This window comes from Streptomyces sp. NBRC 110035 (assembly GCF_000829695.1).
Lineage (GTDB): Bacteria > Actinomycetota > Actinomycetes > Streptomycetales > Streptomycetaceae > Streptomyces.
The window spans coordinates 214,168-236,236 of the sequence record NZ_BBNN01000015.1 but is presented as its reverse complement, the minus strand read 5'-3'; the positions used below and the strand labels follow the sequence as shown (position 1 = coordinate 236,236).

General features: G+C 71.2%; 18 protein-coding genes, 1 tRNA gene and 1 pseudogene. 13 read left to right on the top strand and 7 right to left on the bottom strand.

Annotated features, from left to right (window positions below; genetic code table 11):
* Nucleotides 1-189: 189 nt before the first annotated feature.
* Nucleotides 190-855, bottom strand: a complete 666-nt coding sequence (locus tag TU30_RS01150; RefSeq protein ID WP_042163321.1) for a bifunctional DNA primase/polymerase — start codon at nucleotides 853-855, stop codon at nucleotides 190-192.
* 527 nt (nucleotides 856-1,382) lie between these two features.
* Between TU30_RS01150 and TU30_RS01145 the strand changes: the two genes are divergently transcribed.
* On the top strand, nucleotides 1,383-2,933 hold the full coding sequence (locus TU30_RS01145; protein ID WP_078878024.1) for a PP2C family protein-serine/threonine phosphatase: 1,551 nt from the start codon (nucleotides 1,383-1,385) through the stop codon (nucleotides 2,931-2,933).
* 361 nt (nucleotides 2,934-3,294) lie between these two features.
* Nucleotides 3,295-4,815 (top strand): aminopeptidase P family protein, encoded by a 1,521-nt coding sequence (locus tag TU30_RS01140; RefSeq protein WP_370626539.1) that lies wholly within the window; start codon nucleotides 3,295-3,297, stop codon nucleotides 4,813-4,815.
* Nucleotides 4,816-4,981: 166 nt separating this feature from the next.
* Here TU30_RS01140 and TU30_RS01135 read toward each other — a convergent pair whose 3' ends face one another.
* A complete protein-coding gene (locus tag TU30_RS01135; RefSeq protein ID WP_042163318.1) occupies nucleotides 4,982-5,446 on the bottom strand; it encodes an ATP-binding protein in 465 nt (154 codons plus the stop codon).
* A 220-nt stretch (nucleotides 5,447-5,666) separates the two neighbouring features.
* On the opposite strand from TU30_RS01135, the gene TU30_RS01130 reads away from it, so the two are divergent.
* The 9 genes from TU30_RS01130 (at nucleotide 5,667) to TU30_RS01090 (ending at nucleotide 15,993) form a co-directional block, all read left to right on the top strand.
* Nucleotides 5,667-6,557, top strand: coding sequence for a hypothetical protein (locus TU30_RS01130; protein WP_042163316.1), 891 nt, complete (start codon nucleotides 5,667-5,669; stop codon nucleotides 6,555-6,557).
* Nucleotides 6,558-6,807: 250 nt separating this feature from the next.
* The gene (locus tag TU30_RS01125) at nucleotides 6,808-7,578 is read left to right on the top strand and encodes a YcnI family protein (RefSeq protein ID WP_042163314.1); all 771 of its coding nucleotides are present in this window, start codon (nucleotides 6,808-6,810) and stop codon (nucleotides 7,576-7,578) included.
* An 86-nt stretch (nucleotides 7,579-7,664) separates the two neighbouring features.
* On the top strand, nucleotides 7,665-8,327 hold the full coding sequence (locus tag TU30_RS01120; RefSeq protein WP_042163312.1) for an SCO family protein: 663 nt from the start codon (nucleotides 7,665-7,667) through the stop codon (nucleotides 8,325-8,327).
* 80 nt (nucleotides 8,328-8,407) lie between these two features.
* On the top strand, nucleotides 8,408-8,851 hold the full coding sequence (locus tag TU30_RS01115; protein ID WP_042163858.1) for a copper chaperone PCu(A)C: 444 nt from the start codon (nucleotides 8,408-8,410) through the stop codon (nucleotides 8,849-8,851).
* A 13-nt stretch (nucleotides 8,852-8,864) separates the two neighbouring features.
* Nucleotides 8,865-10,943, top strand: coding sequence for a copper resistance CopC/CopD family protein (locus TU30_RS01110; RefSeq protein ID WP_042163310.1), 2,079 nt, complete (start codon nucleotides 8,865-8,867; stop codon nucleotides 10,941-10,943).
* A gap of 6 nt (nucleotides 10,944-10,949) precedes the next feature.
* On the top strand, nucleotides 10,950-12,254 hold the full coding sequence (gene efeB / locus TU30_RS01105; RefSeq protein ID WP_042163308.1) for an iron uptake transporter deferrochelatase/peroxidase subunit: 1,305 nt from the start codon (nucleotides 10,950-10,952) through the stop codon (nucleotides 12,252-12,254).
* A gap of 91 nt (nucleotides 12,255-12,345) precedes the next feature.
* Nucleotides 12,346-13,278 carry a prephenate dehydratase gene (gene pheA, locus TU30_RS01100; protein WP_042163306.1) on the top strand — a complete coding sequence of 311 codons (933 nt, stop codon included), beginning with the start codon at nucleotides 12,346-12,348 and terminating at the stop codon, nucleotides 13,276-13,278.
* Nucleotides 13,279-13,915: 637 nt separating this feature from the next.
* Nucleotides 13,916-15,193, top strand: coding sequence for a serine--tRNA ligase (gene serS / locus TU30_RS01095; protein WP_042163304.1), 1,278 nt, complete (start codon nucleotides 13,916-13,918; stop codon nucleotides 15,191-15,193).
* Entirely contained in the window at nucleotides 15,190-15,993 is an 804-nt protein-coding gene (locus tag TU30_RS01090; protein WP_042163302.1) for an HAD family hydrolase, read from the top strand. The genes serS and TU30_RS01090 overlap by 4 nt, the downstream gene beginning before the upstream one ends.
* 58 nt (nucleotides 15,994-16,051) lie before the next feature.
* Here TU30_RS01090 and TU30_RS01085 read toward each other — a convergent pair.
* The 5 genes from TU30_RS01085 to TU30_RS01060 all read right to left on the bottom strand — a co-directional run bounded on the left by TU30_RS01085 (nucleotide 16,052) and on the right by TU30_RS01060 (nucleotide 20,533).
* Nucleotides 16,052-16,136: transfer RNA gene (locus TU30_RS01085), tRNA-Ser, on the bottom strand.
* A gap of 819 nt (nucleotides 16,137-16,955) precedes the next feature.
* A complete protein-coding gene (locus TU30_RS01075) occupies nucleotides 16,956-17,675 on the bottom strand; it encodes an ABC transporter permease subunit (RefSeq protein ID WP_042163299.1) in 720 nt (239 codons plus the stop codon).
* Nucleotides 17,676-17,686: 11 nt separating this feature from the next.
* Nucleotides 17,687-18,598 (bottom strand): ABC transporter ATP-binding protein, encoded by a 912-nt coding sequence (locus TU30_RS01070; RefSeq protein WP_042163297.1) that lies wholly within the window; start codon nucleotides 18,596-18,598, stop codon nucleotides 17,687-17,689.
* A complete protein-coding gene (locus TU30_RS01065) occupies nucleotides 18,595-19,512 on the bottom strand; it encodes a membrane protein (RefSeq protein ID WP_042163296.1) in 918 nt (305 codons plus the stop codon). The genes TU30_RS01070 and TU30_RS01065 overlap by 4 nt, the downstream gene beginning before the upstream one ends.
* Entirely contained in the window at nucleotides 19,502-20,533 is a 1,032-nt protein-coding gene (locus tag TU30_RS01060) for an ABC transporter ATP-binding protein (RefSeq protein WP_042163293.1), read from the bottom strand. The genes TU30_RS01065 and TU30_RS01060 overlap by 11 nt, the downstream gene beginning before the upstream one ends.
* 396 nt (nucleotides 20,534-20,929) lie before the next feature.
* Here TU30_RS01060 and TU30_RS01055 point away from each other — a divergent pair.
* Nucleotides 20,930-21,411 (top strand): annotated as a pseudogene (locus TU30_RS01055) (alpha/beta fold hydrolase); the annotation flags it as partial.
* Nucleotides 21,412-21,477: 66 nt separating this feature from the next.
* Nucleotides 21,478-22,026: an RNA 2'-phosphotransferase gene (locus TU30_RS01050; protein ID WP_042163289.1), complete on the top strand. Its 549-nt coding sequence runs from the start codon at nucleotides 21,478-21,480 to the stop codon at nucleotides 22,024-22,026.
* Nucleotides 22,027-22,069 lie beyond the last annotated feature (43 nt).

The window sequence follows — 22,069 nt, the reverse complement described above, 5'->3', positions numbered from 1 at the left end:
GCAGCGCGCCGGCGGCCGACAACCCTCGTACGACCTGGTCAGCAGACCCGGCGACTGCGGGACCGGCGCGTGCGGTGCCGCGAGAGCCCATCCCGCCGAGGCTCCGCCGGAAGGCACGGGGACAACGAAGCCGCCGGATGCCGCGCGCGGCGACAGGAAGCACCGGAGCACCACGCACGCCGACAGCGCCTACATCTCGGGCGCGCTCACACCCGTACCGGTGAGGGCCTCGACCACGGCGTCCACCACGGCCTCGACATCGGGCGCCCAGGGCGAGGCCGAGCCGGGCAGCGGCGCGCGCTCCCAGCGGACATCACCCAGGCCGGTGGCGGACGGGGGCAGGGCGAGGTAGCCGCCCTCGCCGTGGAAGCGGAGCGAGCCGGGGACGAAGTCCTTGGCGTACAGCAGCTCGCCCAGCTGCTCCAGGGAGTACGGCTTGACCAGGATCGACCAACGGTCCGCCGAGGCGACGACCGGGCCGAGCCGCATACCGAGCCGGTCGAGGGCGACCAGGGCACGGGCGGCCGGCACGGCGGGCAGGGAGACCGCGCAGGGGGCCCTGCCCCCCGTGGCCAGGACGATGGACGCCGTGGGCCGGTTGCCCCACCACCAGCGCACCATGCGCGCGTCGGTGGTGGCGGCGAGGAGCCCGGGGTCGAAGGGATGGGCGCCCGGCACTGTGCATTCGGGGTCCGGGCAGCCACAGCGGGACCCGCCCTGCGGGTCCGTGGCCACACCCGGGAGCACCGGCCACTGCCAGTCCGAGGCGAAGGTCAGGGCCGCTTCGATCAGCTGGGACCCACTGTCGCCTCGCCGCGACAGGAGCCTGCGCCGCCTTCCGAGGATCTCGCGCATGAGCGCTCGTTCCTTTCCGTTGCACGCCTGGGAACACCGTGGTCCACGTCACACCATGTGTCGATCACTGCACTGTGCGTACCTACTGTGCGTACCTGTTGGCGCATCACACCCCTGCACCGGGCAAGGGGAGCCCCTACGGGCCGAACAAGGACTGCCTCCGCGGCCGCACCACCCCTACTGCGTCGATCGGAAGCACGGGGTGGCGTGGGGGTGGCGAAGTCTGGCGTTTACCGTCGCGCGTGTTTCTCTCCGCCTCCGCCACGGGAGGATGGGGCACGGTCGTCGATGATTAAGACGCCCGGGTCCGTCGCCAGGTTCCCGGGAGATTCCCCACTACCCCTGGCCTTCTCCGAGTACGTACCCATCACGACCGCTGTGACGCTCCGTCGAGCGAGCCCAGTCGACCGCAATCAACCTCCCCCTGAGGCAGTTTCAAGCCACGTTTCCTTTTCGGCAAGGGGGCGGGAGCGAACTCCTCCCGGACTCCCTCCAGCCCCACGGACACCAGTAATCCCAGCAGGACAATGCTGGACATCTCCTCACGAGAACGTGTACATGTGGAGACACTGCCGACGACGCAGAACGACATGGGGGTTTGCGATGCTTTTGAGCAGTTCGCACCGGCAGGAAAGCCGGACGCCATGAACGCCCCGCACCCTCCGAAAGTGGCTGGAATCGATTCAACAGTTCCGGCTCCCGCACACACTGTCGCGCCCGTTGCCACGGGTACCTCTCCGGCTGCCCCGGCAAACCCCCAGAACACCCCGGGCGTGCTCCTGCAGGACCGACTCGCGGGATGGGTCTCCGATCTCACGACCCTTCATGAGCTGACCGAGCACCTGGCCCGCACGAGCTCCCTCGACGAGGCACTCCGGGAGCTGCTGCGTGCCGGCGCCGCCCTGGTGGGCGCCCGACGCGGTCTCGTCGTCCTGGAACCCGCCGACGGTCGCGGGCCGGACACCACGATCGGTCTCGGCCTGGCCCGCGCGGACCTCGGCCACATCGAGACGATCCCGCGCAGCGCGGTGCCGTACGGCAGGATCCTCGACGGACTGCCCGGCGCCGACGACGGCATCGCCGTGCCCGACCTGCTCGCCGAGAACGGACTCGACCCCCGACACCGCGAGGTCGCCGCCCGCCTCGGCTACGCCGCGAGCTACACGCTGCCCCTCGCCCCCGAGACCGCGGCCGGCACGGACGCCCCGCAGACGGCGGAGGCGGCGCGTCGCCTGGGCGCCGCGGTGTGGCTCTACGACGAACCCGCCGAGCCGTCGGAGCGCCAGCGGCACCTCGTCGGCCTCTACGCCCGCTACGCCGCCGAGCACCTCGCCCGTCTCCTGGAGCTCGAGCGCACGCGTGCGTCCATGGCCACCATGTCCGAGGAACTCCTCCCCTCGCGCCTGCCCCGGATCCCCGGCGTCCAGCTCGCCGCCCGGCACCGCGCCTCCCCGGACGGCGGCGGCGACTGGTACGACGCGCTGCCACTGCCGGACGCCACTCTCGGCCTCGCCGTGGGGTCGGTCACCGGGGCCGGGCCGAGCGCGGTCGCCGCGATGGGGCGACTGCGGGCATCCCTGCGCGCCTATGCCGTGCTGGAGGGCGAGGACCCGGTCGCCGTCCTGTCCGACCTGGAACTGCTGCTGAGGCTCACCGAACCCGCCCGTTCGGCCACCGCGCTGTTCGGCTACTGCGAACCCGCGCTGCGCAGGGTCACGCTGGCCGGTGCCGGGCACAGTCCGCCGCTGTTGCTCGGCGAGCGCCGTACGGAGTTCGTGGAGACGTCGGTCTCGGCCCCCCTGGGCATGCTCGCCTGCTGGGAGGCGCCGAGCGTGGAGGTCCACGCGGAACCGGGAGAGACGGTTCTGCTCTACACCGACGGACTGCTGCACCACACCGGCGACCCCACCGACCGCGCCTTCGCGCGGTTGCACGCGGCTGCCGCCGGGGTACCCCAGGCGCTGCGCCGCGACCCGGGCGCGATCGCCGACCACATTCTGCGCACCGTGCTGCCCGAGGGTGCGCAGACGACAGACGCCACGGAGGACGTCGTCCTGCTGGCCGCCCGGTTCGAGTAGCCGCAGCGCCACGCGGGGCGGAGCGGAGCAGGCCGGGGTGGGGCGGGGCGGGGCGCAGCGGGGTGCGACGGGGCGGGAAGAGGCGGAGCGGGAAGGAGACGACGCCGGTCGGGCAGGAGCCGGAGAAGCAGGAAGGTGCCGGTTCGCAGCACCGGTTTCGCGGTATCGGTTCGCGGTCGGCTCGGTGCCCGTTTCCGTGCTTGTGCCCATGACCGTGCCCGTTTCCGTCGCCCTCCGCGCGCCCTTGGTAACAGGCCATTCCCCCCGGTGACCGTTTCGCCGGTCACCGTACGATGGAGGAGGTCCCCCGGCCCGGACGAAACCGGCACCCTGGGGGAGGTCCAGAGCCTTACCGAGGAGGATGACCGCTGTGGCAGAAGAGCTCCCGACCGCGTTCGACGAGGCCGCCGGGACGACAGGCCCCGAAGGCCCGGAAGCCGCGGCGGATGCCGAGACCGCCGAGGAAGAGCCCGTCAAACAGCGCAAGAACGGCCTCTACCCCGGCGTGTCCGACGAGCTGGCCGACAACATGAAGAGCGGCTGGGCCGACACCGAACTGCACGACCTCCAGCCGATCCCCCAGGTCACGGAGACCGCCGCCCGCCGTGCCACGCTGTCCGCGCGCTTCCCGGGCGAGCGCCTGGTGGTCCCCGCGGGCAACCTGAAGACGCGGTCCAACGACACCGAGTACGCCTTCCGCGCGTCGGTCGAGTACACGTACCTCACCGGCAACCAGACCGAGGACGGCGTCCTCGTCCTGGAGCCGACGGCCGACGGCCACCAGGAGACGATCTACCTCCTCCCGCGCTCGAACCGCGAGAACGGCGAGTTCTGGCTGGACGGCCAGGGCGAGCTGTGGGTCGGCCGCCGCCACTCCCTCACCGAGGCCGAGAAGCGGTACGGCATCCCCGCCGCCGACGTGCGCGAGCTGGCCGGCGCCCTGCGCGAGGCCACCGGCCCGGTGCGCGTCGTGCGGGGCTACGACACCGGCATCGAGGCGGCGCTGACCGACAAGGTCACCGCCGAGCGCGACGAGGAGCTGCGGGTCTTCCTCTCCGAGGCCCGGCTGGTCAAGGACGCCTTCGAGATCGGCGAGCTGCAGAAGGCCGTCGACTCCACCGCGCGTGGCTTCGAGGACGTCGTGAAGGCCCTCGACAAGGCCGAGGCCACCAGCGAGCGCTATGTCGAGGGCACCTTCTTCCTGCGCGCACGGGTCGAGGGCAACGACGTCGGCTACGGCTCCATCTGCGCCGCCGGCCCGCACGCCACCACCCTGCACTGGGTACGCAACGACGGTCCGGTCCGTTCCGGCGACCTGCTGCTGCTCGACGCCGGCGTGGAGACGCACACGTACTACACGGCGGACGTCACACGCACGCTGCCGATCGACGGCACGTACAGCGCGCTGCAGAAGAAGATCTACGACGCCGTGTACGACGCCCAGGAGGCCGGTATCGCGGCGGTGAAGCCCGGCGCCAAGTACCGCGACTTCCACGACGCCGCCCAGCGGGTCCTGGCCGAGCGGCTCGTCGAGTGGGGTCTGGTCGAGGGCCCGGTGGAGCGGGTGCTGGAGCTGGGTCTGCAGCGCCGTTGGACGCTGCACGGCACCGGCCACATGCTCGGTCTGGACGTCCACGACTGCGCCGCCGCACGCACCGAGGCGTACGTCGACGGCACCCTGGAGCCGGGCATGGTGCTCACGGTCGAACCGGGCCTGTACTTCCAGGCCGACGACCTGACCGTCCCCGAGGGGTACCGGGGCATCGGCGTCCGCATCGAGGACGACATCCTGGTGACCGAGGACGGCAACCGGAACCTCTCCGCCGCTCTGCCCAGGCGGTCGGACGAGGTCGAGGCGTGGATGGCGGCCCTCAAGGGCTGATCACGAGGGCTGATCACGGCTCGAGGGGTTCTCGAGATGCTGATGAACCGCTTGAGCGGTCGATCGGTGAGCTGATGCGCGCACGCGCACGCGCACCGCGGCCGGCCCCCGGGAGGGGTGCCGGCCTCAGTGCGATGGGGGTCCGCTGCGGACGGATTCGGTGGGGTCACACCGCCATCAGCGGCGCGCCCTTCCGCCATTTGAGGATCTTGTCGAAACTCACCACGGCGCCACCCCGATCGGGCTTGTTGCCGATGTGGACGTGGTCGGCGAGCTCCTGGATGAGGCAGAGACCTCGGCCGTGCTCCGCGTCGTACGGCGCGGGGCGGACCGGCGGGTGGGTGCGGCCGCCGGCCACGGCGGGAAAGCCGGGGCCCGCGTCGGCGACCTCGATACGGCACTTCTCGCCCTCGAGATAGGCGGTCACCCGGTACGCCTCGGTGAACCCGCCCCGGACGGTGCCCCCACCGTGCTCGACGGCGTTCGCGCAGGCCTCGGTGAGAGCGACGGACAGGTCGTAGGAGATGTCGGGGTCGACGCCCGCGGTCTCCATCGCGCCGAGAAGGAGGCGACGCGCGAGCGGCACGCTCGCAGCATCACGGCGCAGATGGAGTGACCACCAGATGCTCATGCTCCAGCCTCCCGGCCGCGGCTCGACATACCGTTACCTATTGCCCTGCGTACACGCTTGTAAGCGTCCCGCTGACGTGATGACCCCCATATGGCGGGTGCGCCATGGGGCCGACTGGTGTATACGGGACGTCACGTCACAGAAGTGGCCTTCCGGCCGTAGCTCTCCTTGCGGACCTGCCGTACGGCAGCCGGAGGCCCAGTGCGATGATGAGCCCGCCATGACTGCCCCCCACCCGCACACGATGCGCTCCGGACGCGGGCTCCGGATGCCGCGGGCCGCGGTGTTCGCCGCGGTCTGTGTCGTGCTGGCCGGGGCAGGTCACACACTCGCCTCCCACGCCGTCGTTCCGCTGTGGACGCTGGGCGTCGGATTCCTCGGGGCGTTCGCGGCCGTGCTGCCCCTCGCCGGACGTGCGCGGTCCCTGCCCGGTATCGCCGCCCTGCTGGCAGTCGGCCAGGCGGTGCTGCACACCGTGTTCGGCATCGGCCAGCACGGCGTCGCGGTCACCGCGAACGTGTCGTCGGCCGCGTCGTCTCCCGGGTCCGGGTCCGTGTCCGTGTCCGACGCCTCGCTGATCGAGCAGGCGGCCCGGCTGGTGTGCGGTGCCGGCACGGCGGCCATCAGCCCCGCACAGGCTCGGCGCATCCTCACCGACGCCCGGATCCACCCCGGCACGACCGGCACGGAGAGCGCGGTCGGCGGGCCCCACCCGGGGCGCGCCCCGGAGGGCGTCCTGTCCCTGGCCTCGGACCCTTCGGCCGCGGGCTCGGCGGTGCCGCTGCTGCCGTCCCTGCCGATGCTGCTCGTGCACCTCCTCGCGGCGCTCGCCACCGGCTGGCTGCTGCGCCGCGGCGACCTGGCGTTGCTGCGGCTCACCGAACTGTCGGCGCACGGCGTCGCCGAGGGCTCCCTCGTACGGTCCCTCCGCGTGGCGCTCACTCTGGTCCTTGCGCTGCACGCGGGTCTGCCGGGGGTTCCCCGGGAGACCCCGCGCCGGCTGCGCACCGTACCGACCGTGCCGCCCACGCCCCGGATCACCGCACTCCAGCACACGGTGATCCGCCGGGGCCCGCCGCCGACCGGTACCGCACTCGCCCTCGCCGCCTGACGCGACCGGGCCACCACTCCGCCACCGCCGGACCTCCGGACGGGAGAGGGGCGCCGGCGTGCGGTACGGCACGCGCGTGCGCGTCCGCTTTCCCGCGTGTTCCCCCGCGCACTTCCCGCCCGCTCCGCTCGTACTTCTTTCGCGCGAGCGGGCCGGCTGCGGCCCGGCAGCCGGCCACCGGCGGGGACGTACGTCCGTACGCGGATCCCTTACCGTCAGCGAAACCCAACTGAAGCGGAGTGCTTCTGCCATGAAGGCTTCCCGTATCGCCGCCGTCGGCGCTGTCGCCGGTGTCGCCGTCCTCACCTTGTCCGCCCCCGCCTTCGCCCACGTCAGCGTGCAGCCCGAGGGCGAGGCGGCCAAGGGCGGTTACGCGGTCGTGGACTTCAAGGTCCCCAACGAGCGCGACAACGCGTCGACGACCAAGCTCGAGGTGACGTTCCCCACCGACCACCCGCTGGCCTCCGTGATGCCGCAGCCGGTCGACGGCTGGGACATCAAGGTCACCAAGTCCAAGCTGGACAAGCCGCTGGAGATGCACGGCAGGAAGATCGACGAGGCCGTCACCAAGGTCACCTGGACCGCCGACGATGACGACGGCATCGATCCGGGCTTCTTCCAGAAGTTCCCGGTGTCCGTCGGCACCCTGCCCGAGGACGCCGACGAACTGGTCTTCAAGGCGCTGCAGACGTACTCCAACAAGGAGGTCGTCCGCTGGATCGAGGTACCCCAGGAGGGTCAGGAGGAGCCCGACTTCCCGGCCCCCGTGCTCGTTCTGGCCGAGGCCTCCGCCGACGGTCACGCGCACGGTGCGTCGGACGGCGAGGCCGAGGGCTCCAAGGCCGACGAGACCACCGGGAACGGCGAGAACGCCGCCGCGGAGAGCACCGCGGCGGCCGGCTCCGACGACGCGGGCGGCACGGACACCACCGCCCGGGTCCTGGGCGTCGTCGGCATCGTGGTCGGCGCCGCGGGCGTCGCCTACGGCGTACTCGCCGGACGCCGACGCGCCGACGCCTGAGCCCCCTGTTCAACGGCGCGCACCGGGGTTCCACGGCCCCGTGGAACCCCGGTGCGCGCCGGAGCACCTACCTTCTGGACCTCATCATGCGCAAGAAGACCCTCGCGGCGGCCCTGCTCGCCGCCACCCTGACCCTCTCCGCCTGCGGCAGCGGCGACAGTGACAGCGACAGCGACAGCGACAGCCCCATCGCCATGGTCTCCGAGGAGGCCGGCGCGGAGAAGGCCGCCACCGCCCTCGACAACCCGTTCGAGAAGCCGGACCTCGTCCTCACCGACACGCAGGGCAAGGAGTACGACTTCCGCGCGGAGACCGCCGGCAAGCCCACGCTGGTCTACTTCGGCTACACACACTGCCCCGACGTCTGCCCGCTGACCATGAACAACCTCGCGGTGGCCAAGAAGCAGCTGCCCCAGGACCAGCAGGACGAGCTGCGGATCGTGTTCGTCACCACCGACCCCGAGCGGGACACCTCCGCCGCGCTCGGCAAGTGGCTCAAGGGCATCGACTCCCAGGTCGTCGGCCTGACCGGGGACTTCGACACGATCCAGGCCGGCGCCCGCACCCTCGGCATCTCGATCGACGCGCCGCGCAAGGACGACAGGGGCCAGGTCGTCTCCGACCACGGAACCCAGGTCATCGCCTTCTCCCCGAAGACCGACGGCGGCTACCTCCTCTACGGCGAGGACGCCACCGTCGAGGACTACACCGCGGACCTCCCCAAGATCATCAAGGGTGAGAACCCGTGAACCGGCTCGAAGGGAAGCGGCTCGCAGAAAGCCGGCCTTCCGGCAGACGGCTCCTCGGCAGGCCGCACGGCCTCACGGCGGTGGCCCTCACCGGGGCGCTGGCCCTGGCCGGCTGCGGCGGCTCGGACTCGGACAGCCCGGGCTCGGGTGGCGAGGCGGACCTGTCCGTCGGCTCCGCCTACATGCCGCAGCCGGTGTCGGACATGGCGGCCGGCTTTCTCGTCATCAGCAACAAGGGCGGCGCGGCCGACCAGCTGACCTCGGTCAGCAGTGACGCCGCCGACCACGTCACCGTGCACGAGACCGTCGACGGGGCCATGCAGGAGGCCGACGCGCTCGACATCCCGGCCCACGGCAGCCTCGTGCTCGAGAGCGGCGGCAACCATCTGATGTTCGAGCAGCTGAAACAGCGGCCGAAGCAGGGTCAGAAGGTCTCCGTCGAGCTGCGCTTCGCCCGCTCCGGCCCCGTCACGGTCGAGATTCCGGTGAAGCCCGCCACCTACACCCCGAAGCACGGACACTGAGGGAGGAACCCCTGTGACCCAGACCATCGTCCCCCGCGTCCGGATCCTGGTGCTGCTGTTCCTGGCCGTCACCGGCGCGCTCCTCGCCGGGGCCGCTCCCGCCTCCGCGCACGCCGCGCTGACCGGCAGCGATCCCCAGCAGGGGACGGTGGTCGACCAGGCCCCCGCCCAGGTCTCGCTCACCTTCTCCGAACCGGTCGCGGTGAGCGACGACGCCCTGCGCGTCCTCGACCCCAAGGGCGAGCGGGTCGACAAGGGCGACCCGGCCGCCGCGAGCGGCACCACGTACACCGTGCGGCTGCTCGGTGGGCTGCCCGACGGCACCTACACCGTCACCTACCAGGTGGTGTCCGCGGACAGCCACCCCGTCGCCGGCGCCTTCACCTTCTCCGTCGGGGCCCCCTCGGAGACCTCCGTCGAGGCCACCGTCCAGGCCTCCGACGACGGACTGGTCGGCTCGCTGTACGGCATCGGACGGTACCTGTCGTACGCCGGGTTCGTGGTCATGGTCGGCGGAGCCGCCTTCGTGCTCGCCTGCTGGCGGCACGGCTCCGGCGTACGGGCGGTGCAGCGGCTGGTCGTCTCCGGGTGGCTCACGCTCACCGCGGCCACCCTCGCACTGCTGCTCCTGCGCGGTTCCTACACGAGTTCCGGGAAGGTCGCCGACGTCTTCGACCTGACGCTGCTCAGCGAGGTGCTGCAGACCAAGACCGGCGCGGCTCTCGTGTCACGGCTGCTGCTGCTCGCCGCGGCGGCGCTGTTCATCGCGGTGCTGTTCGGTGCCGCCCGCTACGAGCAGAACGACGAGGAGAGGCGGGACCTGTCCTTCGGGCTCGCGATCGGCGGGACGGTCGTGTCGGCCGGGCTCGCCGCGAGCTGGGCCATGTCCGAGCACGCCTCCCAAGGGCTCCAGCCGGGCATCGCGATGCCGGTCGACGTCGTCCACCTGCTGGCCGTCGCCACCTGGCTCGGCGGGCTCACCGCCCTGCTCGTCGCGCTCTACCGGGCCCCTGCCGACACCGCGGTCGACGCGGCCGCCGTCCGGCGGTTCTCGCGGCTCGCGTTCGGCAGTGTGGTCGCCCTGGTCGGCACCGGGGCCTACCAGAGCTGGCGGCAGCTCGGCTCCTGGTCGGCATTCACCGACACCCGGTACGGGCAGTTGCTGCTCGCCAAGATCGGGCTCGTGGTGGTCATGGTCGGGATCGCGTACGCCTCCCGGCGGTGGACGGCGCGACTGGCGGAGCCCGGGGCGCCGGTGTCGCTCCGGGAGGAGCCGAAGGAAACCGTGGCGGCGGTGTCGGACTCGAAGGGCGGGGCGACCGGTGCGGAGAGGGGCGTCCCTGCCGCCGACACCGACACCGACACCGACACCGACACCGACACCGACACCGACACCGACACCGAGGTGGAACGGGGGAAGGTCGCGGACGACACGGGGCCTGCCGATGTTCGTCCGGAGGAATCCGGTGCCGGGGCGCAGGCCGGCGTGGACTCCGCGCGGGCCGCACAACTCGCCCGGCAGCGGGCCGCCGTGGCGAGCGCCCGGCAGAAGCGGCTGCGGGACTCCGATCCGAACCTCTTCGGGCTGCGCCGCTCCGTGCTCGCCGAGGCCGGTATCGCCGTCGTCCTGCTCACGATCACCACCGTGCTCACACAGACCGAGCCGGGGCGCACGGAGCAGGAGGCCGCGTCGGCCGCCTCGTCGTCCCCGGCCACGTCGTCGCCCTCGTCCTCGGCCGCCCAGGGAACCGGTGCGGTGACCCTGAACATGCCCTTCGACACCGGCGGCAAGAACGGCAGGGGCGTCGTCACCATCGACCTGGACCCCGCCCGCGTGGGCGGCAACGACCTGCACGTCTATGTGGAGCGGACCGACGGCAAGGCCTTCGACGTCCCCGAACTCAAAGTCGCCCTCACCCTCGACGCGAAGGACATCGGACCGCTGTCCGTCGTCCCCGACCACCTCGCCACCGGACACTGGTCGGCGAGCGGAGTGCAGATCCCCATGGCCGGAGACTGGACGGTCGAGGTGACCGTACGGACCTCCGACATCGACCAGGCGACCGTCTCCAAGAACGCACAGATCGGCTGAACCACCATGGCTGACCAGTCCACTCCGGAGGCCCGCACCACTGCGGTGCCAGAACCCCGGGAAGGCACCACCGCGCGCGCCGACCGGGAGGGCATCTCCCGGCGCCGTCTGCTCGGCACCGCCGGGGCCACCGGAGTCGTGCTCGGCGCCGCGGGCGGTACGGTGGGCTACGCCGCCGCCGCGCCCGCCGCGTCCGCCGAAGTCACCCCACTCACCTCCGTGGGCGAGGACCGGGCAATGTTTCACGGGAAACATCAGCCCGGCATCACCGACGGACTCCCGGCCCGCGGCCATCTCATCGCCTTCGACCTCGCGCCGGGCGCCGGACGCAAGGAAGCGGCCGCCCTGCTGCGCCGCTGGTCGGACACGGCCCGACGGCTCATGGCAGGCGAACCGAGCGCCAATGGGGACACCGGTGTGGCCCAGGACGCCGGGCCCTCCTCACTGACCCTCACCTTCGGCTTCGGTCACAGCTTCTTCGCCCGTACCGGACTGGAGAAGCAGCGTCCGGTGGCCCTGGACCCGCTGCCCGACTTCTCCTCCGACCACCTCGACAAGGCCCGCAGCAACGGCGACCTGTGGGTGCAGATCGGGGCCCACGACGCCCTGGTCGCCTTCCACGCACTGCGCGCCGTGCAGAAGGACGCCGGTTCTGCGGCCAGGGTGCGCTGGCAGATGAACGGGTTCAACCGCTCACCCGGCGCCACCGCCCGCCCGATGACCGCACGCAACCTGATGGGCCAGATCGACGGCACCCGTAACCCCAAGCCGTCCGAATCCGACTTCGACCAGCGGATCTTCGTACCGGCGAACAGTGACCCCGCCTGGATGGCGCACGGCTCCTACGTGGTCGTCCGCCGCATCCGCATGCTGCTCGACGACTGGGAGAAGCTCGCGGTCAAGGAGCAGGAGGCCGTCGTCGGGCGCCGCAAGTCCGACGGAGCGCCGTTGTCCGGAGGGACCGAGACGACCGAGATGGACCTGGAGAAGACGGACTCCGCGGGCAATCCGGTGGTTCCCGTCAACGCCCACGCCCGGATCACCCGCCCCGACCAGAACGGCGGCGCGGCGATGCTCCGGCGCCCCCTCTCGTACCACGACGGTATGGACGCGGACGGCGTGCCCGACGCGGGTCTGCTGTTCGTCTGCTGGCAGGCCGACCCGCTGCGCGGCTTCGTACCGGTGCAGCGCAAGCTCGACCGGGGCGACGCGCTGACGCCGTTCCTCCGGCACGAGGCGAGCGGACTGTTCGCGGTGCCGGGTGGCGCGGCGGAGGGCGGGTATGTGGGGCAGCTGCTGCTGGAGGGCTGAGGCCACCCGTGTCACATACCTGCCACTCGCGGGGGCACTCCTGGGCTCGCGTCCGGGGATGCGCCCGGCGTGGGCCCATTAGGGTGAGGTCATGCCAGCGAGCTATGCGTATCTCGGCCCCGAGGGCACCTTCACCGAAGTCGCCCTGCGTACTCTCCCGGAGGCAGCCACCCGGGAACTGATCCCGTACGTGTCCGTGCAGTCCGCGCTCGACGCGGTACGCGCCGGGGAGGCCGAGGCCGCTTTCGTCCCCATCGAGAACTCCGTCGAGGGCGGCATCACCACCACTCTCGACGAACTGGTCGCCGGTACCCCGCTGACCATCTACCGCGAGGTGCTGCTGTCGATCACCTTCGCGCTGCTCGTCCGTCCCGGCACCAGACTGTCGGAGATCAAGACCGTCACCGCCCACCCCGCCGCCCAGCCGCAGGTACGCAACTGGCTGAAGAAGCACCTCCCGGACGTCGTCTGGGAGTCGGCCGCCTCCAACGCGGACGGTGCCCGACTGGTGCAGGAGGGCCGGTACGACGCGGCCTTCGCCGGCGAGTTCGCGGCGGCCCGGTACGGGCTGGAGGCCCTGGAGACCGGAATCCACGACGCGGAGAATGCCCAGACCCGCTTCGTCCTGGTCGGACGCCCCGCACGGCCCGCCGCGCCCACCGGCGCGGACAAGACGTCCATCGTGCTGTGGCAGCGCGACGACCACCCCGGTGGCCTGCGCGATCTGCTGGGTGAGTTCGCCACGCGCGGCGTCAACCTCATGCTGCTCCAGTCCCGGCCCACCGGTGCCGGTATCGGCAATTACTGCTTCTGCATCGATGCCGAGGGCCATATCTCGGACCGCAGGGTGGCCGAGACACTGATGGGTCTCAAGCGGGTCTGCCTTCAGGTGCGCTTCCTCGGCTCGTACCCGCGTGCGGATGTGGGTCCGCCGAAGGTACGGGATCTCCAGCCAGGGACCTCGGACGAAGAATTCGCGTCCGCGGCGGACTGGGTGGCGCGCTGCCAGGACGGCCGGTTCTGAGGGTCTGAGGTCAGGTGGGAGACCGGTCGCGGGCGGCCCTGGGCTGCCCGCGGCCGGCCTTATCAGTCTCATTTTCTGATTTTCGTTATCCACAGAAGTTATCCACAGGCCCACTTCTCGACCTGGGGACAAGTCGACAGCGTTGTGCCGTTTCGTCGACAAATCACCCCCTGTCCATGATCGCGGTTACTCGCCCGAGGATCGCCCTTCGTCCACCCTTTCCCTTTCGTCAACCCTTCGGGAGGATCCCTTTCCACCTGAAAGTGGAGGTAAGGGGATTTCTCGACGGGAATCCCCACCTCCGGTCGCGCGTTTCGGAGTGGTTGATTCCGAAGTCCACAGACTTTCCTCACACCCTGTGGATAACTTTCGGAAGCCCGCGAGGGCCTGTGGACAACTGGGGCCGCACCCTGACTCCAGCAGGGAATTGCAGTCGACGCGCAGCCTGCGGGCCGCCCCCCTTTCCAGGCGGTGCAGCACACTCCCGTCCACCCCGAATCGGCCCCGTGACGTCCCCACGGAGACCTCGAATCAGCCCTTACGGGCACAGGGTGCAATTCGCCTATAACGGTCGGCGAGCAGGTCCGGTGGAAGAGCGAGTCGTGGGGCGTCACCCCGCACCGGTAGCCTTGACCACGTGATTGACCTTCGCCTGCTCCGTGAGGACCCCGACCGTGTGCGCGCTTCGCAGCGCGCCCGTGGAGAGGACGTCGCGCTCGTCGACTCCCTCCTGTCCGCCGACGAACGGCGCAGGTCGTCCGGCGTCCGCTTCGACGAGCTGCGCGCCGAGCAGAAGGCGCTCGGCAAGCTCATTCCCCAGGCGGCCGGTGACGAGAAGGCCGAGCTGCTGAAGAAGGCCGGTACCCTCGCGGCCGACGTGAAGGCGGCCGACGCGGAACGGGACACGGCAGCGGCGGAGACGCAGGAGCTTCTGGGCAGGCTGAGCAACCTCGTCCACCCCGATGTCCCGGTCGGCGGCGAGGAGGACTTCGTCACGCTGGAAACACACGGCGCCGCCCGCGACTTCGACGCCGAGGGCTTCGCGCCCAAGGACCACCTGGAGCTCGGCCAGATCCTCGGCGCCATTGACGTCGAGCGCGGCGCCAAGGTCTCCGGGTCGCGCTTCTACTTCCTGACCGGCGTCGGCGCCCTGCTCGAGCTGGCGCTGGTGAACGCCGCGATCGCCCAGGCGACCGCGGCCGGCTTCACCCCGATGCTGACCCCGGCCCTGGTGCGGCCCCAGTCCATGGCGGGCACCGGCTTCCTCGGCCAGGCGGCCCAGGACGTCTACCACCTCGAGAAGGACGACCTCTACCTGGTCGGCACGTCCGAGGTGCCGCTCGCGGCGTACCACATGGACGAGATCATCGACGCCGACCGGCTGCCGCTCCGGTACGCGGGCTTCTCGCCCTGCTTCCGGCGCGAGGCCGGCTCTCACGGCAAGGACACCCGCGGCATCTTCCGCGTACACCAGTTCGACAAGGTCGAGATGTTCTCCTACGTCACTCCGGAGGAGTCGCAGGAGGAGCACCAGCGGCTGCTGGAGTGGGAGAAGCAGTGGCTGACGTCGCTGGAGCTGCCGTTCCGCGTGATCGACGTCGCCTCGGGCGACCTGGGTTCCTCCGCCGCGCGGAAGTACGACTGCGAGGCGTGGATCCCGACCCAGGGCAAGTACCGCGAGCTGACCTCGACCTCGGACTGCACCGAGTACCAGTCCCGTCGGCTCCAGATCCGCGTGCGGGACGGCAAGCAGGTGCGTCCGCTGGCAACGCTCAACGGCACCCTGTGTGCCGTACCGCGCACGATCGTGGCCATCCTGGAGAACCACCAGCAGGCCGACGGTTCGGTGCGGGTCCCTGAAGTGCTGCGTCCGTACCTGGGTGGCCGGGAGCTCCTGGAACCGGTCACCAGGTGAGCGCGCCGTTCCCGTACCAGCTTGTCGCCACCGACCTCGACGGCACACTGCTGCGTGAGGACCACTCGGTCTCCGACCGCACCCGGGACGCGCTCGCCGCCGTCACCGCGGCGGGCGCCGCCCACATCGTCGTAACCGGCCGCGCGGTTCCCTGGACCCGGCCCATCCTCGACGACCTCGGCTACCAGGGGCTCGCCGTCTGCGGCCAGGGCGCCCAGGTGTACGACGCCGGGGCTCACCGGCTGCTCACGTCGGTGACCCTGGACCGGCAGCTGGCCTCGGTGGCGCTGGCCAAGATCGAGGCGGAGGTCGGTCCGCTGCACCTGGCCGCGAGCCGCGACGGTCTGGACGGCGAGGTACTGGTCGGCCCCGGCTACGAGGTGACGGGCAGACTGCCCTCGACGCCGCTCACGGACGCGGCGGACCTGTGGGCGGCTCCCCTGAACAAGCTGTACATCCAGCACCCGGCACTCACCGACGACGAACTCACCGAGGTGGCCACCCGCACCGCGGGCGGTTTCGTCACCGTCGCCATGGCGGGCGAAGGCATCGTCGAGCTGCTTCCCCTCGGCCTGTCCAAGGCCACCGGGCTGTCCCTGGCCGCTCGCCGGCTCGGGGCGAAGGCCACGGGCACGATCGCCTTCGGCGACATGCCCAACGACATCCCGATGTTCGCCTGGTCCGCGCACGGCATCGCCATGGCCAACGCCCACCAGGAACTGCGGGCGGTGGCCGACGAGGTGACGTCCTCCAACGAGGAGGACGGGATCGCGGTGGTGCTGGAGCGGTTGCTGGGCTGAGAGGCCCGTTGAACCCGCGACGCCCGCGCTCGGCGGGCATCGCGGGTTCAACGTCGTGCGGAGGATGCACGGATCGAACGTGCGCGGGCTTTCGCCCGACCGCGGCTCAGCAAGCCGGTGCCTTACCTCTCGGCCAATCCTCCGGGTGGGCGGCCCACGCGGCTGATGCGCGTGCTCGAAGCGGCCGCCCCGGGCAGCTCCCGGTGGGGCGGACTCAACAACGGAGCAGGAACTACTCCGGAGTCCGCCGTCGGCTGCCCTGGCAGGAGCTGGACGTACTGCCGTGCATGGACATCGCCCCGCTCCTCTCCCGGATCACGACACCGGGCGTTCCCGGCGATGCGGACACGACCACTCTGCCCGCCGGGCGAGTGGGATGCCACTCGTTTAAGGGGCCCTCTTCCTCTGAGCGTCCGATCGGGTCGCGTGGCCCGGCACCACGCCCCGATCGGGCACAGGGAAGGGCCCCCAAGGACCGGCCCGGCCGACGGGATACGCCGAAGACGCGGGGCCGGGGGCCGGGGCCGCGGAGCCCTGACGCCCCGCCGCCCTCATCCCCGCCGACACCGCCACCCCCGCCGGCGCGCCTTGCTGAAGAACCCGTCCCGTCGGCGGCTCGTTGGAGCGCCGGGGCTGCGGCTCCTCGTGCAGTCGGCGTTCGGCCGGCATGCGGGCGCGGGCGGACGGCTCGGCGGGCTCCGCGGCGCGGATGAAGGCGTCGTCCAGGACCACGTCGTCCGGGGCGGTGGAGTCCCCGCCCGTGGCCTCGGTGTCCCCGTCACGGGCCGGGCCGCCGGTCCGGAGGCCGGGGAGGTCGTCGCTCTCGTGCTTGCGCCGCTCGTCGTGCCCGAACGTCCCGTCCGCCGTCGCGATCGGTCCTTCCGTCGGATCAGGAGCCGTAGCCCCCGGTGTCCCCCTGCGCCCGCGGGCCGGAGTGGAACAGACCGCGGAACGAGGTGAGGTCACTCCTCTCCGGCGAGTGTCAGCGTGCGCAGCTTCTGACCGGCGTACCAGGTGGCCAGGACGGTGACGACGACCAGCAGGACCGTCGCGGTCGTCAGGCCGACGTCCGAGGTGACCAGGTCGCCGCCGGAGACCTTCTGGGCCACCGCGAGCGACCACTGCTGGACGCTCAGGGTGCGGGCCCCGGGCACCAGGGAGCCGAACAGGGCCTCCCAGACCAGCGCGTAGACCAGACCGAACACCACCGCGTGCCGGGAGACCGTACCGAGCAGCAGGAAGAGCGCCGCGTACGCGATGGAGGCGACCAGCGCGGCCACCGTGTAGGCGACGGCGACCTGCTGGCCGTTGCCGTTGAGGATGAAACCGGCGACCAGGGTGGGCACCGCCGAGAAGACCATCGTCACGGCGATCGCCACGATCAGCTTGGTGAAGATGATCGTGGACCGCTTGACCGGCTTGGACAGCAGGTACACCACCGAGCCGTCGTCGATCTCGGGGCCCATGGCGCCGGTGCCGGCGATGACACCGATGATCGGCACCATGGTGGCGAGCGCCAGCCCGCCGAGCACGTCGGCCGCGGTCTGGTCGTCGGCACCGGCGAGGACGCGCACCGCCAGGGAGATCGCGATCAGCAGCAGGGGCAGGGCGCCCAGGATGAGGGCCCGGCGACGGCCGAGCAGGGCCCGGTAGGTGAGTCGGGCGACTGTGGGGTCGTACATGGTTCGGCCTCCTACGCCGCGACGAGATACGAGAAGACGGACTCGAGGGACTCGTCGGACGGCGAGACCGTGAGCAGGCGGATGCCGTGTTCCTTCGCGACCCTGGGCAGCAGGGACGTGAAGCGGGCGAAGTCGACGGCCTGGATACGCAGAACGCCCTCGCTGTGGTCGACCTCGATGCCGGACGTGGACGGGTCGGCGATCAGCGCGGCCGCGAGGGCACGGTCGTCGCTGGAGCGCACCAGATAACGGTGCGGGCGGTCCGTCATCAGGCGGCGGATCTTGCGGAAGTCGCCACTGGCCGCGTGCCGGCCGGCGACGACGACCTCGATGTGCCAGGCGAGCTGCTCGACCTCTTCGAGGATGTGGGACGAGAACAGCACGGTGCGGCCCTCGTCGCCCATGCGCCGCAGCAGGTCCATCAGCTGCATGCGCTGGCGCGGGTCCATGCCGTTGAACGGTTCGTCCAGCAGGAGCAGGGACGGCTCGTGGACGAGCGCGGAGGCCATCTTCACGCGCTGCCGCATGCCCTTGGAGTACGTGGCGATCTTGCGGTCCTGCGCGTACTCCATCTCGACCGTCGCCAGGGCCCGCTGGGCCGCCTTGGCGCCCAGCCCGTGCAGTTCGGCGTTGGCGACGACGAACTCGCGGCCGGTGAGGAAGTCGTACATCCCCTCGCGCTCGGGGACGACGCCGATGTGCCGGTAGATCTTCTCGTTGCGCCACACGGCCTGGCCGTCGAGGGTGACGGTGCCGGTGGAGGGGGCGAGGAAGCCGCCCATCATGTTGATGAGGGTGGACTTTCCGGCGCCGTTGGGGCCGAGGAGGCCGGTGACGCCGGGGCCGATGGTCATGGTGATGTCGTTGACGGCGACCACGTTGCCGAACCAGCGGGAGACATGGTCGATGGAGAGCGTGGTCACAGGCCCACCTTCCGGTAGCGGCGCGTCAGAAGGCCGTAGCAGGCCGCGATCAGGCCGAGGGTGAAGAGGACGTACACCACGCCCTCGCCGTTCGACGGTCCGGTTCCGCCCGGGAAGGTGCTGCTCGCGCCCAGGAAGGCGGACTGCACACCGTCGATGAGGGTGATCGGCGAGAACAGCCCGATCCAGGCGATCGAACCGGAGCTGTCCTGGACGTCCGCGATCGCCTGGAGGGTGGAGACCGCGCCGTAGGAGATGGTCAGGACGGCGATCACGGCGGCGATGCCGAAGCCGCGGCGCGGGGTGACTGCCGCGATGACGAGGCTGATGCCGGCGAAAAGCAGTGAGAGCAGTGCCACGGAGACGAGCCCTTGCGCGAATCCCTTGGTCTGGTCGGTGAAATCGAGTTCGGCCAGCAGCGCGCCCACATAGAGCACGAGCAGGGGAGCGGCGGTCAGGATGAACAGGGCCGAGGCCAGTGCCGCGAACTTGGCGCGCACGTAGTCCGTGGTCTCGATGGGCCGCGAGAAGTACAGCGGAACCGTCTTGAAGCGCAGGTCGCGCGAGACGGACTGCGGTGCCTGAGCGGCGACGTACAGGCTGATGACGGCCTGCATGATGATCGCGTAGCGCGTGTAGTCGACGGGCAGTTCCTTGGCGTTCGTGGCGACCGAGACGGCGACCATGATGGCGGCGGGCACGCACATCACCACGAACAGCAGCATCGGCAGCACCTTGGACTTCGCCGAGCGTCCGAGTCCGTAGGAGCCTCGCAGGGACTGCGAGTACAGCGAGAGCCTGGCGTAGGAGCGGCCGAGACGGGGTCCGTCGTAGGAGCGGTAGCCGATGTTGTGGATCCGGGTCTGGTCACCCGGCGTCGGTGCGGGTGTCCGCAGGGGCTGCTCAACCGCCATGGCCGACCGCCTCCTTCCGCTGCTCGCCGTTGCCGCCGTCGGCCCCGGTGTCTTTGCCTGTTCCTGTGTCCGTACCTGCGCCTGCGCCGGTGTCCGTGTCGTCCGTGAAGACCTCGGAGATGTGGTGGCGGCGCTGTTCCATGCGCACCAGGCCGAGTCCGAGGTCGGCGATCACGTCCCGCACCAGGTCGTAGGTCTCCTCGCCCTGGGCGGTGAGAAGGAGGACGTGTCCGGAGCCCGGCAGCCCGCTGCCGTCCTGGACGGTCACCCCGCGCGCGTGGAGCGCGTCGCGCACCGCGCGGGTGCCGTCGGGGTGCTCGTCGGTGTCGGTGACCTCGATCGCGAGGGTCGTCGTGATCTGGGTGAAGTCCGTGGTGGAGCTGGAGCGCAGCAGCTTGCCGCCGTCCACGACGACCACGTGGTCACAGGTGCGCTCGAGTTCGCCCAGAAGGTGGGAGGTGACCAGGACCGAGATGCCGAAGTCGGTATGGATACGGCGGATCAGGCCGAGCATCTCGTCACGGCCTACGGGATCGAGACCGTTGGTCGGTTCGTCCAGGAAGACCAGGTCCGGGTCGTGCACCAGGGCCTGCGCGAGCTTCACGCGCTGCTTCATGCCCGTCGAGTAGCCGCCCATGGGGCGGTAGCGCTCCTCGTACAGGCCGACGTGGCGCAGGGTGTCCGCGGTGCGCTCCCGCGCGGCGGTGGGCGGCAGGCCGGAGATGCGTGCCATGTGGACCACGAACTCGGTGGCCGAGACGTCAGGCGGCAGGCAGTCGTGCTCCGGCATGTAGCCGACCCGCTCCCGGATGGCGGCGCCCTTGGTCGCGACGTCGAGGCCGAGCACTTCGGCGCGGCCCTCCGTCGCGGGGGACAGACCCAGAAGGATCTTGATCAACGTGGACTTGCCGGCTCCGTTGGCCCCGACGAGCCCGGTCACACCGGGGCCGACATCCATGGAGAGCCGGTCAAGCGCGGTCACCCTGGGGAACCGCTTGCTCAGGCTTTCGGTCGCGATCACAGTCACCTCACCGACGTTAGTGACCCGCGCCACGCGGGTCGTCAGACCGGAGAGCGGTCTTGGCGTCCGTCTGGAGTCGTACAGGCCCGTAGGGGATCCCCCGCCAGGAGCTGTCCCCTCCCTCCGGGCCGCTCTTGAACCGGCCTCCGGGGAACTACGAGATTCGCCGGTGGCACGCTACGGAAACGTAGCGCAGCCGGCTGTCCGGGACCACGGCGCGGCTGCGGCGCGGCGGTCGCCGACGACGGGAACGGTGCGGGAGGGCCGTTCGGGCCCAGCGCCCGTCGGCGCGGGCGGAGGGGGTGGGGTGCTTGCCCGAAGCAGTGCTGCGGGGCGCGCGGGGCGGAGGGGGGAAGGGCTTGTCCGAAGCGGTGCTGCGGGGCGCGCGAGCGCCGGGTGCGCACGGGTGGCGTCGAGTTGTGCGGGGAGGAGCCGGCGCCCCGGACGGCCGGCCGTCGTCCTGGTGCACGGCTACCCCGACAGCAAGGAGGTGCGGTCCGAGGTCGCGCCGCGTCCCGCCGGGCACTTCCACGTCGTGGCGCACGACATCCGCGGCCACGGGCGGTCCACCGCGCCGCGCCTGTCGCGGGGCGGATCCACCCTCGAAAAACCGACCGACGACTTCCTGGCCGTCGCGGACGCGGTCGGCCCGGACGAGCCGGTGCCTCTGGTGCGGCACGACTGGAGCTCGGTGCAGGCAGGGGAGTTCGTCACCGTCGGACGTGCCGAGGGACGGACAGCCTCGTTCACCTCGATGCCCGGGCCTTCGCTCAACCCCTTCGGCACTGGATCGACCGCCGGCTGCGGGGCCTCCTCCGCGCCGGGTCGGCCGGCTGCGGGGCCCACGGGGCCCCTCCGCTGCGGGTAAACAGTCCTGGCTGTGGATCACACATCCCGGGCATATTCGATCGCGTGGTGCACGTCTCGCCCGGCAGGCTGAGCGGATGGACGAAAGACGCACCGTGAAGGTGTCGAAGTACCTGGCCAGACATCTGCGCCACCAGCCCGAGGCGATCGGGCTCACCCTCGACGAGGCCGGCTGGGTCGAGATCGAGACGCTGATCGCCGCGGCGGCCGCACACGGCTTCCGGTTCACCCGGGCGGAACTGGACCACGTCGTCACCGCGAACGACAAGCAGCGCTTCGCGACCGAGGGCACCCGGATCCGCGCCAGTCAGGGGCACAGCATCGAGGTCGACCTCGGGCTGCCGCCGGCCACCCCGCCGCCGTATCTCTTCCACGGCACCGTCGCCCGGCACCTGGCCGCCATCCGCGCCGAGGGGCTGCTGCCCATGAACCGGCACGACGTGCACCTCTCCGCCGACCGCGCGACGGCGACCCGCGTGGGCGCCCGCAGAGGCCGCCCCGTGGTCCTCCCCGTGGACGCGGCCGCCATGGACCGCGACGGCCATGTCTTCCGGGTGAGCGCGAACGGCGTGTGGCTGACCGGCACCGTGCCTCCTGGATATCTGCGGTTCCCCTCGAGCCACTGACCCGGCAGTTTCCGACGGCCCGCAATGATGCATGATCGGCGGT

Coding starts and splice junctions, on each gene's coding strand:
- TU30_RS01075 (WP_042163299.1), bottom strand. CDS start 17,675: ATGTACGACCCCACAGTCGCCCGACTCACCTACCGGGCCCTGCTCGGC.
- TU30_RS01135 (WP_042163318.1), bottom strand. CDS start 5,446: ATGAGCATCTGGTGGTCACTCCATCTGCGCCGTGATGCTGCGAGCGTG.
- pheA (WP_042163306.1), top strand. CDS start 12,346: ATGCCAGCGAGCTATGCGTATCTCGGCCCCGAGGGCACCTTCACCGAA.
- TU30_RS01130 (WP_042163316.1), top strand. CDS start 5,667: ATGACTGCCCCCCACCCGCACACGATGCGCTCCGGACGCGGGCTCCGG.
- TU30_RS01050 (WP_042163289.1), top strand. CDS start 21,478: ATGGACGAAAGACGCACCGTGAAGGTGTCGAAGTACCTGGCCAGACAT.
- efeB (WP_042163308.1), top strand. CDS start 10,950: ATGGCTGACCAGTCCACTCCGGAGGCCCGCACCACTGCGGTGCCAGAA.
- TU30_RS01065 (WP_042163296.1), bottom strand. CDS start 19,512: ATGGCGGTTGAGCAGCCCCTGCGGACACCCGCACCGACGCCGGGTGAC.
- TU30_RS01140 (WP_370626539.1), top strand. CDS start 3,295: ATGACCGCTGTGGCAGAAGAGCTCCCGACCGCGTTCGACGAGGCCGCC.
- TU30_RS01120 (WP_042163312.1), top strand. CDS start 7,665: ATGCGCAAGAAGACCCTCGCGGCGGCCCTGCTCGCCGCCACCCTGACC.
- TU30_RS01145 (WP_078878024.1), top strand. CDS start 1,383: ATGCTGGACATCTCCTCACGAGAACGTGTACATGTGGAGACACTGCCG.
- TU30_RS01125 (WP_042163314.1), top strand. CDS start 6,808: ATGAAGGCTTCCCGTATCGCCGCCGTCGGCGCTGTCGCCGGTGTCGCC.
- TU30_RS01150 (WP_042163321.1), bottom strand. CDS start 855: ATGCGCGAGATCCTCGGAAGGCGGCGCAGGCTCCTGTCGCGGCGAGGC.